Origin of the sequence: Mesorhizobium sp. B1-1-6 (genome assembly GCF_006443035.1) — a bacterium.
Taxonomy (GTDB): domain Bacteria; phylum Pseudomonadota; class Alphaproteobacteria; order Rhizobiales; family Rhizobiaceae; genus Mesorhizobium.
Genome location: NZ_VFWR01000001.1, coordinates 324,095 through 338,859, shown reverse-complemented (window position 1 = coordinate 338,859; position 14,765 = coordinate 324,095). Strand labels below are relative to the sequence as shown.

General features: G+C 63.0%; 14 protein-coding genes, 1 tRNA gene and 1 riboswitch. Of the genes, 11 read left to right on the top strand and 4 right to left on the bottom strand.

What is annotated here, in order from left to right:
• The first annotated feature begins 102 nt into the window (after positions 1-102).
• The 6 genes from mce (at position 103) to FJ979_RS01600 (ending at position 6,677) form a co-directional block, all read left to right on the top strand.
• Entirely contained in the window at positions 103-507 is a 405-nt protein-coding gene (gene mce, locus FJ979_RS01625) for a methylmalonyl-CoA epimerase (RefSeq protein ID WP_140495591.1), read from the top strand.
• Entirely contained in the window at positions 504-788 is a 285-nt protein-coding gene (locus FJ979_RS01620) for a DUF1467 family protein (RefSeq protein ID WP_140495592.1), read from the top strand. Before mce ends, FJ979_RS01620 begins: the two co-directional genes overlap by 4 nt.
• 631 nt (positions 789-1,419) lie before the next feature.
• Positions 1,420-2,748 (top strand): proline--tRNA ligase, encoded by a 1,329-nt coding sequence (gene proS / locus FJ979_RS01615; protein WP_140495593.1) that lies wholly within the window; start codon positions 1,420-1,422, stop codon positions 2,746-2,748.
• On the top strand, positions 2,745-4,031 hold the full coding sequence (locus FJ979_RS01610; protein WP_140516404.1) for a lipoprotein-releasing ABC transporter permease subunit: 1,287 nt from the start codon (positions 2,745-2,747) through the stop codon (positions 4,029-4,031). The genes proS and FJ979_RS01610 overlap by 4 nt, the downstream gene beginning before the upstream one ends.
• A complete protein-coding gene (locus tag FJ979_RS01605; protein WP_181165304.1) occupies positions 4,028-4,711 on the top strand; it encodes an ABC transporter ATP-binding protein in 684 nt (227 codons plus the stop codon). Before FJ979_RS01610 ends, FJ979_RS01605 begins: the two co-directional genes overlap by 4 nt.
• 718 nt (positions 4,712-5,429) lie before the next feature.
• Positions 5,430-6,677 carry a site-2 protease family protein gene (locus FJ979_RS01600; protein WP_140516403.1) on the top strand — a complete coding sequence of 416 codons (1,248 nt, stop codon included), beginning with the start codon at positions 5,430-5,432 and terminating at the stop codon, positions 6,675-6,677.
• Positions 6,678-6,693: 16 nt separating this feature from the next.
• On the opposite strand, the gene lipB is transcribed toward FJ979_RS01600, so the two are convergent.
• Positions 6,694-7,437, bottom strand: coding sequence for a lipoyl(octanoyl) transferase LipB (gene lipB / locus FJ979_RS01595; protein ID WP_140516401.1), 744 nt, complete (start codon positions 7,435-7,437; stop codon positions 6,694-6,696).
• 180 nt (positions 7,438-7,617) lie between these two features.
• Here lipB and FJ979_RS01590 point away from each other — a divergent pair.
• The 3 genes from FJ979_RS01590 to FJ979_RS01580 all read left to right on the top strand — a co-directional run bounded on the left by FJ979_RS01590 (position 7,618) and on the right by FJ979_RS01580 (position 9,828).
• Positions 7,618-7,702: transfer RNA gene (locus FJ979_RS01590), tRNA-Leu, on the top strand.
• A gap of 195 nt (positions 7,703-7,897) precedes the next feature.
• Positions 7,898-9,316, top strand: coding sequence for a magnesium transporter (gene mgtE, locus FJ979_RS01585; RefSeq protein ID WP_140521139.1), 1,419 nt, complete (start codon positions 7,898-7,900; stop codon positions 9,314-9,316).
• 125 nt (positions 9,317-9,441) lie between these two features.
• A complete protein-coding gene (locus FJ979_RS01580; RefSeq protein WP_006203215.1) occupies positions 9,442-9,828 on the top strand; it encodes a MerR family DNA-binding transcriptional regulator in 387 nt (128 codons plus the stop codon).
• 299 nt (positions 9,829-10,127) lie between these two features.
• On the opposite strand, the gene FJ979_RS01570 is transcribed toward FJ979_RS01580, so the two are convergent.
• Positions 10,128-10,604 carry an isoprenylcysteine carboxylmethyltransferase family protein gene (locus FJ979_RS01570; protein WP_140516398.1) on the bottom strand — a complete coding sequence of 159 codons (477 nt, stop codon included), beginning with the start codon at positions 10,602-10,604 and terminating at the stop codon, positions 10,128-10,130.
• Complete coding sequence (locus tag FJ979_RS01565; RefSeq protein WP_140516397.1) at positions 10,601-11,605, bottom strand: DUF1624 domain-containing protein; 1,005 nt, start codon at positions 11,603-11,605, stop codon at positions 10,601-10,603. The genes FJ979_RS01570 and FJ979_RS01565 overlap by 4 nt, the downstream gene beginning before the upstream one ends.
• Positions 11,606-11,836: 231 nt before the next feature.
• Here FJ979_RS01565 and FJ979_RS01560 point away from each other — a divergent pair, with 231 nt between their 5' ends.
• Entirely contained in the window at positions 11,837-13,036 is a 1,200-nt protein-coding gene (locus tag FJ979_RS01560) for an MFS transporter (protein WP_140495600.1), read from the top strand.
• A gap of 3 nt (positions 13,037-13,039) precedes the next feature.
• Here the strand turns inward: FJ979_RS01560 and FJ979_RS01555 are convergent, their stop codons facing one another.
• Positions 13,040-14,209, bottom strand: a complete 1,170-nt coding sequence (locus FJ979_RS01555; protein WP_140579844.1) for an aromatic ring-hydroxylating dioxygenase subunit alpha — start codon at positions 14,207-14,209, stop codon at positions 13,040-13,042.
• A gap of 140 nt (positions 14,210-14,349) precedes the next feature.
• Positions 14,350-14,546: riboswitch (cobalamin riboswitch) on the top strand.
• A 35-nt stretch (positions 14,547-14,581) separates the two neighbouring features.
• Between FJ979_RS01555 and FJ979_RS01550 the strand changes: the two genes are divergently transcribed.
• A complete protein-coding gene (locus tag FJ979_RS01550; RefSeq protein WP_140579843.1) occupies positions 14,582-14,761 on the top strand; it encodes a CbtB-domain containing protein in 180 nt (59 codons plus the stop codon).
• Positions 14,762-14,765: the final 4 nt, after the last annotated feature.

Genomic DNA, 14,765 nt, shown 5'->3' with positions numbered 1-14,765 from the left:
GGAATAGGGGAATAAGGCAGTAGGGGAGTAGGGGAGAATGAGCCGTTGCTTTTCTTCTGTCTTGTTTCCCTACTCCCTTACTCCCCTAAAGCGGAGCGCTCTATGCTTGGACGCCTGAACCATGTCGCGCTTGCGGTGCCGGATCTGGCTGCGGCTGTCGCTTGCTATCGCGACACGCTAGGCGCCGAAGTGAGCGAACCACAGGCGCTGCCCGGGCATGGCGTCACCGTGGTGTTCGTCAATGTCGGCAACACCAAGATCGAGTTGCTGGAGCCGCTCGGCGAGGGTTCGCCGATCGCGGCTTTCCTCGAGAAGAACCCGTCGGGCGGCATGCACCATCTCTGCTATGAGGTCGACGATATCCTTACCGCGCGGGACCGGCTCCAGGCGGCCGGCGCCCGGGTTCTGGGCGACGGCAAGCCGAAGACCGGCGCGCATGGCAAGCCTGTGCTGTTCCTGCATCCGAAGGATTTCTTCGGCACGCTGATCGAACTGGAGCAACCATGAGCTGGGTTTCGTTCACCGCACTGTTTTTCGCGACCTGGTGGGTGGTGCTGTTTGCCGTTCTGCCGTTCAGCGTCAGGACGCAGGATGACGATCGTGACGTGACGCTGGGCACGGTGCCTAGCGCGCCGCGCGGACCACATATGCTGCGTGCGGTGATCCGCACCACCGTCGCCACGGCGGTGCTCATGGGCATTTTCTACGGCCTGACGCACGGGCTGGGATATAGCCTCAACGACATCCCGCACATCGTGCCGGAATTCGGCCAGGCCACGGCAAAATAGCAGCATTCAAACCGGCTCTTGCGCTTCGGGCGAGGTCATGCCGCCATTCGGCGCCGGCTCATCTGTTCAGGCTTCAAAAATCATGACGCAGGGTAAGGTGGTTTGGCAACGCATTGCGCTAAGCAGGTGATTGCACAAAAAAAATGCAAGGCACAAGGCCTTGCAATTTAAACGCGTCCGATCTGTTTCCGGTTTCCGGCGGCAGCGAGTAACCGCGCCTAGATCGCATCCTCCCAAGACTTTGACCGCGTAGGAGAACAGATTTTTCTCTGCTCTCTCGGTTATCGGGGCACATTAGCCCAACGGAAATGAAAATGTCACGAAGAATTTTGCCTTGAAACGGGCATTCTCGTGCTGCACTGCACAATAGTACGGCAGGCTTTGCTTGGGAAACCACCAGCCGGGCGTTTTATGCAACCGTGGCTCCTTCGATCGTCCAGCATTCGCGGCGCGCGCGAGGGGTGCTCAAAACGTTTTCATTCCGCGCGCCACGCCGTTCGTAAGCTGAATTTCCGATTTCCGGGTCGATGCGTCCGGGTTCCCATTGCGCCATGAAATGGCTATGAAGCCGGGGCAAGCAAGCCTGCGTCGCACCGATTCTGGCGCGGCCTCCTCATTCACGGACCAGTCCATGCGTTTGTCGCGCTATTTCCTGCCCATCCTCAAAGAGAATCCGCGCGAGGCGGAGATCGTCTCGCATCGGCTGATGCTGCGCGCCGGCATGATCCGCCAGCAGGGGCAGGGCAGTTTTTCCTGGCTGCCGCTGGGCAAACGGGTCCTGGACAAGGTCTGCCAGATCATCCGCGAGGAACAGAACCGCGCCGGCGCGCTGGAAATCCTGATGCCGACCATCCAGTCGGCCGACCTTTGGCGCGAAAGCGGCCGCTATAACGACTACGGCAAGGAGATGTTGCGCATCAAGGACCGCCAGGACCGCGACATGCTTTACGGCCCGACCAACGAGGAAATGGTCACCGAGATCTTCCGCGCCTATGTAAAGTCCTACAAGGACTTGCCGCTCAACCTCTACCACATCCAGTGGAAGTTCCGCGACGAGGTGCGGCCGCGCTTCGGCGTCATGCGCAGCCGGGAATTCCTGATGAAGGATGCCTACTCCTTCGATCTCGACTTCGAAGGCGCGAGAGCCGCCTACAACAGGATGTTCGTGTCCTATCTCCGGACCTTCACCCGCATGGGCCTACAGGCGATCCCGATGCGGGCCGACACCGGTCCGATCGGCGGCGATCTCAGCCATGAATTCATCATCCTGGCCGACACCGGCGAGAGCCAGGTGTTCTGCCATCGCGATTATCTGTCGCTCGGCGTGCCCGGAGCCAACACCGATTTCTCCAACGACGCCGAGATATCAGGCATCGTCAAGACCTGGACGACGCCTTACGCCGCGACCGACGAAATGCATGACGAAGCGGCCTGGGCTGAGGTTCCCGACAGCGACAAGGTTTCGGCGCGCGGCATCGAAGTCGGCCATATCTTCCATTTCGGCGAGAAATACTCCAAGCCGATGGGCGCCAAGGTGACCGGGCCCGACGGCAAGGATCATTTCGCTTCCGGCGGTTCCTATGGCATCGGCCCGTCGCGGCTGGTTGCGGCGATCATCGAAGCCAGCCATGACGAGAACGGCATCATCTGGCCGGAAGCGGTGGCGCCGTTCGACATCGGCCTGATCAACATGAAAGCCGGCGATGCCGATTGCGACCGTGTCTGCGATGAACTCAACGCAGCTTTCACTGCCGCCGGCAAGGATGTGCTCTATGACGACACCGACCAGCGGCCGGGCGGCAAGTTCGCCACCGCCGACCTGATCGGCCTGCCCTGGCAGGTGATCGTCGGACCGCGCGGCGTGGCCGCCGGCGAGGTCGAGATCAAGAACCGCAAGACCGGCGAGCGCGTGACGCTGCCGATCGCCGATGCGAAAAAACGCTTCGGTGCCGCCGCATGAGCGAGGCGGCGGCAGCGAGACCGGCAGGCGCCGGACCGTTTTCCATCTTCGAACGCACGGTGGCGTGGCGCTATCTGCGCTCGCGACGCAAGGAGACGGTGATCTCGGTCATCGCCTCGATCTCCTTCCTCGGCATCATGCTGGGGGTGGCGACGCTGATCGTGGTGATGGCCGTCATGAACGGGTTCAGGGCCGAGCTGCTCACCCGCATTCTCGGCGTAAACGGCCATCTGATCGTGCAGCCGCTGGATTCGCCGCTTGAGGACTATGCGCAGGTCGCCGGCCGCATCAACGGCGTGGCCGGCGTCAAATACGCCATTCCGCTGATCGACGGCCAAGTGCTGGCGCAAGGCAATGTCGGCGGCGGCTCCGGCGCGCTGGTGCGCGGTATCAGGGGCGAGGACCTGGGCAAGATCGCCATCGTCGCCAGCAACATCAAGCAGGGCTCGATCGCCGATTTCGACACGGGCGAGGGCGTCGCCATCGGCAAGCGCATGGCGGAGAATCTCGGCCTGGCGCTCGGCGACACGATCACGCTCATCTCGCCGGACGGCGACGTGACGCCGCTCGGCACGACGCCGCGCATGAAGGGCTACAAGATCGCGGCGATCTTCGAAGTCGGCATGTCGGAATATGACGCCTCCATCGTCTACATGCCGTTCTCGGAAGCGCAGCTTTATTTCAACATGGACGGACGGGCGCAGACGATCGAGATCTATGTCGACAATCCCGATGATGTCGACGCGCTGAAGCCGAAGGTGGAAGAAGCGGCGCAGCGACCCATCGACCTCGTCGACTGGCGGCAACGCAACGAGACCTTCTTTTCCGCCCTGCAGGTGGAGCGCAACGTCATGTTCATGATCCTGACGCTGATCGTGCTGGTGGCGGCGCTCAACATCATCTCCGGGTTGGTCATGCTGGTGAAGGACAAGGGGCACGACATCGCCATCCTGCGCACCATGGGCGCCTCGCGCGGCGCCATCCTGCGCATATTCCTGATGACGGGCGCGGCGATCGGCGTCACCGGCACCATCGCCGGCGTGCTGCTCGGCGTGATCATCTGCCTCAACATCGAATCGATCCGCGAGTTCTTCTCCTGGATGACCGGCAAGGTGCTGTTCAATCCGGAGCTCTATTTCCTCAGCCAGTTGCCGGCGAAGATGGATCCGCGCGAGACGACCTATGTCGTCATCATGGCGCTCGGCCTGTCCTTCCTGGCGACGTTGTTTCCGGCATGGCGGGCGGCCCGCCTCGATCCGGTCGAAGCGCTGAGGTACGAATGATGGCGCAGGCCATTATCGAGTTGAAGAGCGTCGAGCGGCACTATGTCCAGGGGCCGCGCAAGCTCACCATTCTGAACGGTGCGGACTTCTCGCTGAAGCGCGGCGAGATGGTGGCGCTGGTGGCGCCGTCCGGCACCGGCAAATCGACGCTGCTGCATACGGCAGGGCTCTTGGAACGGCCCGACGCCGGCGACGTGATTCTCTCCGGCCGGGCCTGCGGCCGGCTATCCGATGACGAGCGCACCTCGATCCGCCGCAACGATGTCGGCTTCGTCTACCAGTTCCACCATCTGCTGCCGGAGTTTTCGGCGCTGGAAAACATCATGATGCCGCAGCTCATCAAAGGTCTGCCGCGCAAGGAGGCGGCCGAGCGCGCGGCGCAGCTGCTCGACTACATGCAGATCGGCAAGCGTGCATCGCACCGGCCGTCCGAACTGTCGGGCGGCGAGCAGCAGCGCGTGGCAATCGCGCGTGCGGTCGCCAATGCGCCGCTGGTGCTGCTGGCGGACGAGCCGACCGGCAATCTCGACCCGGTCACTGCTTCCTATGTGTTCGAGGCGCTGGAGGCATTGGTGCGGCAATCGGGCCTCGCGGCGCTGATCGCCACCCACAATCACCAGCTGGCAGCGCGCATGGACCGGCGCGTCACCCTGGCCGAGGGCAAGGTGGTGCCGCTGTAGAACTCTGATGTCCGCTGCGAGATTGGGTCCAACCTTAACAACGTCCAGCGAGATTTCCGCGGGTTTAGTTTCCCGTCGGGGATACTGATCCCTCCGGGATCAGAACCGCCAATGAGCCTTCAGTGCGATCAGGGTGGAAGAGATCGCGATCATCACCAGGATGAGCAGCCAGGTTACAAAGCTGCGCGAGAGGCGCCACCGGTGGCCTTGCCTCATGCGCTTTCGCCAGCGATCAGCTTGATTGGCGCCTTGGTGTTGCCTCACGTCCATCACTCGGCAGTCTTAGCTTACCCACTATTGTCTCGACTGACGTTGAGTGCAAGCAGGCGCTCATCCCATACGCTAACTGACGATAGCGTCGCCGACATCTTCCTGACCTGTTGATAGGTCCCGCGCCGTCAACCTTTTCTTAACCCTGCCGGTTTGATCGCTCGAAAATTCCGGCAGCGGACGGATTCCGCTCGTTGACTTTGAAACAAAATTAGAACAAATTGCGAACATATCAACAACAGGAGAGAGTTATGACCGATCTGGTTCAGGATGTCATCTCGCTGGTTTGCATGAGCACCTTCCTCATTTCCATGGCGATCTGGATCGGAGCCATGTGAGGTGACAGTGTCTGCCGTCGCTGTTCCGGCGGACGAAAGTCCGCTTTGCCGTTAAGCCTTTCTTGCCGCCCATGGCGCTAGGGTGTCGCTCCTGAAAGCAGGAGCGCCGCGTGTCGCCCATCGTCGCCGCCTTCCTCGTGGCCAGCAATCTAGGGCTGATTTTTCTCCTGATGAGCGTGCCGCTTGGTTTGCGCACAATCAGGCTCAGCCGCACGGTCGCGGCCGACCGGCAGCGTCTGTGGCAGGCGCTGTGGCCGCTCGGGAGCAATGCCGGCTGGTCCGGCGAAATCCTCTCGGCGGAGATGCTGGGCGAGGGAGTGGTCCGCACCAGAATGTCCTGGGAGGGCCGGGACGGCCTGCCGATCGAACGCAAGGCCCTGCTCGAGAATGTCGTGCATGGCAGGTGCTTTTCGATGCGCGTCATCGAGGACACGGCGCTCGATCCGTCTTTCTGGGCGCATTATCGGGAAACCGCGCAGTTGGTCTCGATTGGCGAGGCCACCCGGGTTACGCTCACCCAGACCGACCGTTACCGCGGCGTGGCCTTCCTGGCGTTCCGCTATTTCGCCATGCGCCGCGAACTCGCCAAGCTGGATGGCTGGGCCAGGACAGGGCGGTATCGCAAGGGCGGCTGGTTCGAACATCCGCTGAGTCAGCTCGGCTTCGCCGCTCTCTCGGCATTCATCCTGTGGCCGTTCTTCGGGCTTCACCGCGGCGGGCTTGCTCTGGCCGCGATCCTGACTTCCGTTGTCGCCCTGCACGAGCTCGGCCACATGGCGGCATTCCGCCTGATGGGCCACCGCAGGGCGCGCATGATCTTCATCCCGCTGCTCGGCGGCCTCGCCATTGGCGGCCGGCCCTATGACAGCCGTTTCGAAGTTGCGTTCGTGGCGCTGATGGGCGCCGGGTTCTCTGCTTTCCTGGTGCCGTTGGCGATGATGGGCAGCACGTTTGCAAGCGCGGAAGGGCACTGGCTTGCCGCGACATTGCTGGCGACACTGGCGGGCTGTGCTGCCCTGTTCAACATCGCCAATCTGGTGCCGGTGTGGAAATTCGATGGCGGCCAGGTGCTGCGCCAGATCTGCCCGGGGCCGGTCGCGCTGGCGCTGGCCTCCTTCTTCCTGCTCTCGGCGTTCCTGGCGCTTGGCTGGCGGGCCGGCTTTTCCATCGGCTTTCTGCTCGCGGCCGGCGCGGTCTTTGCAATCCTCAGCCTTCTGACAGCGGGCAGCGGGGTGAGGCCGCGCCACGAACTGAAGCCGATCCGCACGGCCGACCGTTTCGTCATCGCCGGCGCGCTGCTGGCGGTGTTCGTCATCCACGGTTATGGAGTGCTCTGGGCGTCGGCACGGCTGATCTGAGCTGTCCGGGAAGCGTTCAGCCGGCCTCGCGGGCTGTTTCCAAGGGCAAGGCCGTAGCCGGGCCGAAGACATCCTCGAACGCTGATTTCAGCGCCAGATCGAGATCGGCCATCGTCACCGGCAGCCCGAGATCGACAAGGCTGGTGACGCCGTGGTCCTGCACGCCGCACGGCACGATACCACTGAAATGGCCGAGGTCCGGCTCGACATTGATGGCGATGCCGTGAAAACTCACCCAGCGCCTGAGCCGAATACCTATTGCCGCGATCTTGTCCTCCGCGGCAGAGCCGTCCGGCAGGGCAGGGCGATCGGGCCGCACCACCCAGACGCCGACGCGATCCTCACGGCGCTCGCCATTGACGTTGAAGGCGGCGAGCGTGCCGATGATCCACTGTTCGAGGGCGGCGACGAAGGCGCGCACATCCTCGCGGCGGCGTTTCAGGTCGAGCATGACGTAGGCGACGCGCTGGCCCGGCCCATGATAGGTGTATTCGCCGCCGCGGCCGGCCGAAAACACCGGGAACCGGTTGGCGTCGATCAGGTCCTCGCTGCGCGCACTGGTGCCGGCGGTATAGAGCGGCGGATGCTCGACCAGCCAGACCATCTCGCCGGCGGCCCCGCTGCGGATCGCTTCGGCGCGCGCCTCCATGAAGGCAAGCGCCTCGGGATAGGCGGTGAGGCCGGGCTCGATCGCCCATTCGACGGGCGCCGAACCGGGCAAAGGCAGGAACGACGTGGCGATCTGGCTGCGTTCTGGCATGGGGTGTCCCTTGTTGTACTCCATATGGCGATATCGGGCCGAAACGTCCAGTTCGCGGCGCATTTTGGCGCTTTGATCCGTTATGGCAATTCCCAGCGATTAAATGCTCGGGGCGCACTTGTTTCGCCGGAAACGATTTGCTACACGCCGCGAGCCGGTCGGTTCCGGCTCCTACCACGTGCGGTCGTGGCGGAATTGGTAGACGCGCAGCGTTGAGGTCGCTGTGGGGCAACCCGTGGAAGTTCGAGTCTTCTCGACCGCACCATTCTCTCTCCCCAGAATCTGATTTGTAGCGGCACCTCCAGCCCTACGGGCACCGCGCATTTCGTTTGATATTCCCGCGCGTTACGCCAGTTTCTTTTTGGGCGTCGGATTTTCCCGAAACCGGTTTCCACTTTCGGGTCCGATGTTCTAGACCTGAGACGCACCTTTTCCAGGATTGCAATGGCGGGAGGCGCTGGTGGAAGGCCAGGACGAACGGACGACCGGCGCTGGGGGCGCTGACGAACACCGCGCCGACATCTACGGTGAGGACGGCGCTGTCCTTTCGTCCTTTCTCGCCCAGATCGGCGCGGCGATCGCCGACCGCGATACGCTCACGCTCAAGCGTGAGGTCGACGACCTGCACCAGTCTGAAATGGGCGACCTGATCGAGGCGCTGCATCCCGACCAGCGGCGCGCCCTTGTCGAGCTTTTGGGGGCCGACTTCGATTTTTCCGCGCTGACCGAGGTCGACGAGGCGATCCGCATGGACATCGTCGACAATCTGCCCAACGCGCAGATTGCCCAGGCGGTGCAGGAACTCGATTCCGACGACGCTGTCTACATCCTCGAGGACCTCGAACCGGAGGACCAGGACGAGATCCTGTCGCAGCTGCCGTTTACCGAGCGCATCAGGCTACGTCGCTCGCTCGACTACCCCGAGGAGACCGCCGGGCGGCGCATGCAGACGGAGTTCGTCGCGGTGCCGCCGTTCTGGACGGTCGGCCAGACCATCGACTACATGCGCGAGGACAAGAACCTTCCCGACCGCTTCAGCCAGATCTTCGTCATCGACCCGAGCTTCAAGCTGCTTGGCGCCATAGACCTCGACCAGATCCTGCGCACCAAGCGCTCGGTCAAGGTCGAGGAGGTCATGCATGAGACGCGGCACGCCATTCCGGCCACGATGGACCAGGAAGAGGCCGCGCGGGAGTTCGAGCAATATGACCTTCTGTCGGCCGCCGTCGTCGACGAGAACGAGCGGCTGGTCGGCGTGCTGACCATCGACGACGTCGTCGACGTCATCCAGCAGGAAGCCGAGGAAGATCTCCTGCGCATGGGCGGCGTCGGCGACGAAGAGCTTTCCGACAGCATCTTTTCGACCTCGCGTTCGCGTGTGCCATGGCTGCTTGTCAATCTCCTGACCGCCTTCCTTGCGGCATCGGTGATCGGCCTGTTCGACCACACGATCGAGCGCATCGTGGCGCTCGCCGTGCTGATGCCGATCGTGGCCGGGATGGGCGGCAATGCCGGTTCGCAGACCATGACCGTCACCGTGCGGGCGCTGGCGACAAGGGATCTCGACATCTACAATGCCGGCCGCATCATTCGCCGCGAGATAGGCGTGGGCTTCATCAACGGCATCGTTTTCGCCATATTGATCGGCATCGTAGCCGCCGTCTGGTTCCGCGATGCCAATCTGGGCGGCATCATCGCCGCGGCCATGATCATCAACATGTTCGTTGCGGCCCTTGCCGGCATCCTGATCCCGCTGCTGCTCGACCGCTTCAAGGTCGATCCCGCGGTCGCTTCGGCGGTCTTTGTCACCACGGTCACCGACGTCGTTGGTTTCTTCGCTTTTCTGGGCCTTGCCACGTGGTGGTTCGGCGTCCATTGATCCGGCTCAATTGACTTTTACGTAAATGCCGTGCGAGGCTCGGCGACAGGCAGACTGCGGCCGATTCCGGCAGGTCTGCCGCGGACGGAGAGCAGCAGTCGCCAATCTCCGGCTATGGGGCGAGAATGCGGGAATATTATTCGATCACCGAGCTGACGCGCGAATTCGACGTGTCGACGCGGACGCTGCGGTTCTACGAGGACGAGGGACTGGTGCAGCCGGTGCGGCGGGGCCGCACGCGGCTGTTTCGTCCATCCGACCGACACTTGATCCGGCAGATCATGCGCGGAAAACGGCTCGGCTTCTCGATCAACGAGATCCGCGAAATCATCCAGATGTACAAGGAACCGCCCGGCGAGGTCGGCCAGCTCAAGCTGATGATCAAGCGCATCGAGGAAAAGCGCGAGGATCTGAGGCAAAAGCGCCGCGACCTCGAGGAGACATTGGCCGAACTCGACCAGGCCGAGGAATCCTGCGTTGAGCGGCTGGTGGAGCTCGGGGTTAATACGTAGCGGCCTTCCAGGCAGGACAATCGCTTTAGAGTCGGCGCCGCCCCTCATCGCCCTGCCGGGCACTTCTCCCCGTATAGTGACGGGGAGAAGGGGGCTGACCGTGATCTCGGTCTCTTTCCTGCAACGCTGGTGGCTGGCGAAACCGCTGATGACAGCGCCCCTCTCCCCGTCACTATACGGGGAGAGGATGCCGGCAGGCAGGTGAGGGGCGGCGCCGACATCGACAAATTGTTGGTCTCCGCCACAAATCGGAAACCGTTATCTTCCCGATATGGCTCTGGCAGCCGGCGTTCAGATGCTCAAATCCAGCGCCGCACTCTTTTGGCATAGTCGCGGTATTTTTTGCCGAACTTTGCCGACAGCATCTTTTCTTCCTTTTCCACCGCGACCTTCTGCGTGACGAAGGCGGCGACGAAGGCGAGCGGCAGGAACCAGACGATCCCGGAGATGAAGGCAACGCCGATCAACAGCAGCGTGTTGGCGAGGTACATCGGATTGCGGGTGATGCCGAAAGGACCCGTGGTGACCAAATGGTCCGGCACGGCGTTGGGGTTGAGCGTGGTCTTGGCCCGCGTCATGGTGCGGATGGCGGTGAACCAGAGTGCGGCGACGCCGAACAGCGCCACCCAGCCGGCCGCGTAGAGGAGGTCGCCCAGGAGGTCGCCGATCCAGGGCAGGGGAAAAAGCAAGCCGAGCGCGATGCTGATGGCGATGGCGGCGATGTAGATCAGCGGCGGCCACGGTATCAGCCCAGGTTTGGGCGGGGTCTCGGTCATTCGACACCTTCCTCCGTCATCTTGCTGTCGGTCTGGGCCGTGCAGGTGCCGGCGAGATCCGCCAGATGCGCTCTCCATTCGGCGGTCTGGTCGTTCTTGTAGAGCCGATCAAGCGTTGCCTCGCCCTCCAGCGTGTCCAGCATGCACCCACAATAGCTCGAACAGAACTTGCTGTCGCGCTGCTGCTCGCACGAGATCTGGCAGGTCTTGAGAAAGTTCACCTGCGGGGTTTCGACCTTGGCCGGCATTGCTTGCGAGAACAACCAGACACTGCCGATCAGCAGCGGCTGGTGAATGAGGTAGAAGGCCAGGCTGTGCCGGCCGATGAAGCCCAGCGGGTTGGACCAGCGCCCGGGCGCCACATCTGCCAGGCGCGCCAAGGCGCCGAAGCCGGAGGCAAGCTTGGTCGCTCCGAGGCCCACAAGCACCGCACCGAACCACGGGAACAGCGGGACATAGTCGTTGGAGTGTGGGTTGACCGCGGAAAGCCCGACCCACCACAGCCAGGGGTGATCGAACGATTCCAGCCGAAAATAGAAGGGAATGGCGATGACCGCCGCGGCGATCGGCAGTGTGAGCAGCGCCGGCAGGCGCAGGAATGCCAGCCCGAGCAGGCTCGCCAGCGCGATCTGGTGCAGGATGCCGAAGAAGATCCACCCGTCCGGCGTGGCGATACGGGTGGCGACCGAAATGGCGATCGCCGCTCCGGCGACCATGGCGAAGCGTCTCCAGAAGCCGTTCCAGCGGATCTCTTTGCCATGGGCGAGATACAGGCTGACGCCGACCAGGAACAGGAAGGTCGAGGCGATGCAGCGAGCATAGAACTTCCACCAGCCGAAGGCGGTCAGGCCGGGATCGGTGTAGCCGAAGAATTCCAGGTCCCAGGTGAAATGGTAGCTCGCCATGGCGATCAGCGCGATGCCGCGCAGCATGTCGATGGCGACGATGCGCTTGGTCCTCGGCAACTCCGCTGTGGGCATGGTCGGCGTCTGGATGCTCATGGTCTCGCGATCTGATTCAGCCCCGCACGAGGACTATCACGGTTACGCCGGACAAAAGAAGGCCGTGAGCTTCGATACAGACAGTCAGCCGGCGCTGCATGAGGCACCCCTTTAGGCCAGCACCGGAAAGCCTTTGACCGGCTTCGTTTTTATCCGGGGCACGTCGGTTTCCTGTTACCGGTCGCGAACTGATGGCCGCAGATTGGCTGCTGATTCTGCTTTGGGGAAGCAATGTCCACGCATGTGCGCCATCCGATCTGGCTACCGGCCCTCAAGGCCGCGGATGCCCGCACCTTCGCCTCGCTCTACGCGGTCGAATCCTTCGCTCGCGCCACGGTGTCGAGCGTCATCCCGATCCAGGCCTACGAAATCCTCCACAACGAGCAGATCGTCTCGATCCTCTACACCATCGTGGCGATGCTCGGCCTGTCGGTGACCCTGTTCATGCCGATGCTGATCCAGCGCTTCGCACGGCGCTGGGTCTACACGGCGGGCGCCTGCCTGCTGGCGATCGGCTCGTTGTTCTTCGTCACGCATACGCTCGCCGGGCAATTGGCCGGTATGCTGTGCCGTGTCATGGGCGCCAGCGCGCTGTCGATCACGCTCAACCTCTACATCATGGACCACATCCGCAAGACCGATTTCATGCAGGCCGAATCGCTGCGCATGGCGTGGTCGATGTTTGCCTGGACGGGTGGGCCGACGCTCGGCATCTTTCTCTACACACGCTTCGGCATCTATGCCGCGCATGGCGCGGTCGCCGTATTCGCCTTGGCCCTGCTGGCGTTGTTCTGGACCTACCGGCTCGGCGACAATCCCTCGATCCGGCCGGGCAAGACGCGCCCGGTCAACCCGCTAGCCAATATCGGCCGCTTCGTCGCGCAGCCGAGGCTGAGGCTGGCCTGGCTGATCGCCTTCGGCCGCTCCTGCTTCTGGACGACATTTTTCGTCTATGGCCCGCTGTTCATGGTCATCACCGGTGAGGGCGAACTTGCCGGCGGCATTCTGGTTTCGGCAGGCAACGCGCTTTTGTTCATGGCGATTTTCTGGGGCAAGGCCGGCAAGCGCTTCGGCGGCCGCAGGACCATGACTTTTGCCTATTTCGCCATGTCGGTGGTGCTGCTGGCGGCGGGTGCCGTCGGCGAAAGCGCGCCGCTCGTCACCGGCGCCTTCCTGCTGTGCGGCGCCTTCTTCACCATCGCGCTCGACGCGCTGGGCTCGACCGCCTTCATGCGCTCGGTCCGCTCTTATGAGCGGGCGCAGATGGCTGCGGTCTACCGCACTTATCTCGACTTTTCCGAACTGACGCCGCCGCTGGTCTACTCGGTGGTGCTGGCCTTTTTCGGACTGGGCTCGGTTTTCGTCACGCTCGGCCTGCTTGCGGCGGTCTGCGGTTATGTCACCTGGCGGTATCTGCCGAAGTCGCTGTGAAGCTTACGGCGCAAGCGCAGCATGTCGTTCGCGTACCCAATCGTGGAAGCGGTGGAGGTCGTACTCCTCCGGCATCAGCACGCCGGCCTTATGGCGCATGGAGCGCAGCCCTTTCTGGTTGACCTCGCAGATCGCGGCATCCTCCTCCAGCACCTGGGTGCCGAATCCGACGATGTTGTCGATATCGGTCGCGGCGAGCGCCTCGGGCGCGAACAGCCATTCGGCGGTCAATTCGGTCTGCTCTGGTCCGAGCGGCGCCAGCCGCACGGTTCTGACATAGTCGACATGACCGACGATGAACATCGAGGGCAGGCTGGTGACGTAGGTCTGGCCGGCGGCGTGCTCAGCCGGTGTCAGGCCGGCGAAGACCGGCCCGTGCGTCCGCCCATCGCGCGACCATGTTTCGGCCCCGGCGCGCAGCCCGCCGGAAAACTCCGGCGCGTCGTTGTCAGCGTGGAGGGTCCATTCGGGATCGTCGTGGCGGCTCATCAGGCCGCGGCCATAGATCGGCACCAGCCGCGACAGGTCCTTGTGGACGCCAGGACAATGAAGGCACTCGTTGAAGTTCTCCCAAAAGACCTTCCAATTGCAGTTCATCACCTTGCGCAGCGCATGGCCGGTGACCAGCGCCTCCAGCGGCCAACTGCCAAGATTGCCGGAGGCGGGGTCGAAGGAGGCCTGCGCCGAGCCGGCCGCATCCTTTTGCAGGTTGATGAACACGAAGCCGCGCCACACCGAAAGTGCGACGCCATAAAGCGGATGATCGGCCTTGTCGAAGCCGTCCGGCAGCGATTTCGACGGCACGCGCACGAGGTCGCCGCGAAGCGAATAGGACCAGGCGTGGTAAGGGCAGGTGATCAGTCGCGCCTTCAGTCGGCCCTCGCTCACCTGGCAGAGCTGCGAGCCGCGATGCCGGCAAGTGTTGTGGAAAGCGCGCAACTCGCCGGTTTCGTCGCGCAGCAAGACGATCTCCTGTGTGCCGACGCGGAAGGTGCGGAAATCCAGGGGGTGGGCCAGCTCGGCCTCGCGGCAGACGAGCAGCCAGCTCCGATACCAGATGGCGTCGAGATCCTGTTGATAGGCGCCTGCATCCCAATAGGCCGCCGACGGCAACGTCGCTTCCGCCCGGGTCAAACCATTGTGGGATGCGGGGTTGCTCGAGCTGGGCTGCATGGCTGGCTTCCTGTGATGCGCGCAAGCCGACACCTGGCCGGCAAGATTGTCAATTGGGGCATCGGCGGTTCCAGGACAGCACGGCGTATTCGCGATGGTTGCTGGCGGAATTTGGTTTGCCGCGAGCGCCGATTCTGCCTATAGTCCAGTCTGTCGTCGGTTCCGTTTGGAACCAAGAGGGAATGCGGTGCGGGCTGACCTGTCGCCCAAAGCCGTCGCTGCCCCCGCAACTGTGTGCGGTAGTCCTCTCCATATGCCACTGAAGATTTTCTTCGGGAAGGTGGGGAAGGGCGCTGATCCGCGAGCCAGGAGACCTGCCGGCGACAGGAAACTGACTTCGATGCCCTCGGGTGGAGGGTGAAAGGACAAGGCATGAATACCGCTTCCGTCTCTCTCGGCGCCTCCGTCTCCTCGCAATCGCGCCTCATGCAGCTTGCGCTCGCGGCGCTGCTCGGCCTTTTCGTTGTCGGCTTTGTCGGGTTCTCGCATATCGATGCGGTCCACAATGCCGCCCACGACTATCGCCACTCGATGGCGTTTCCCTGCCACTGATAGG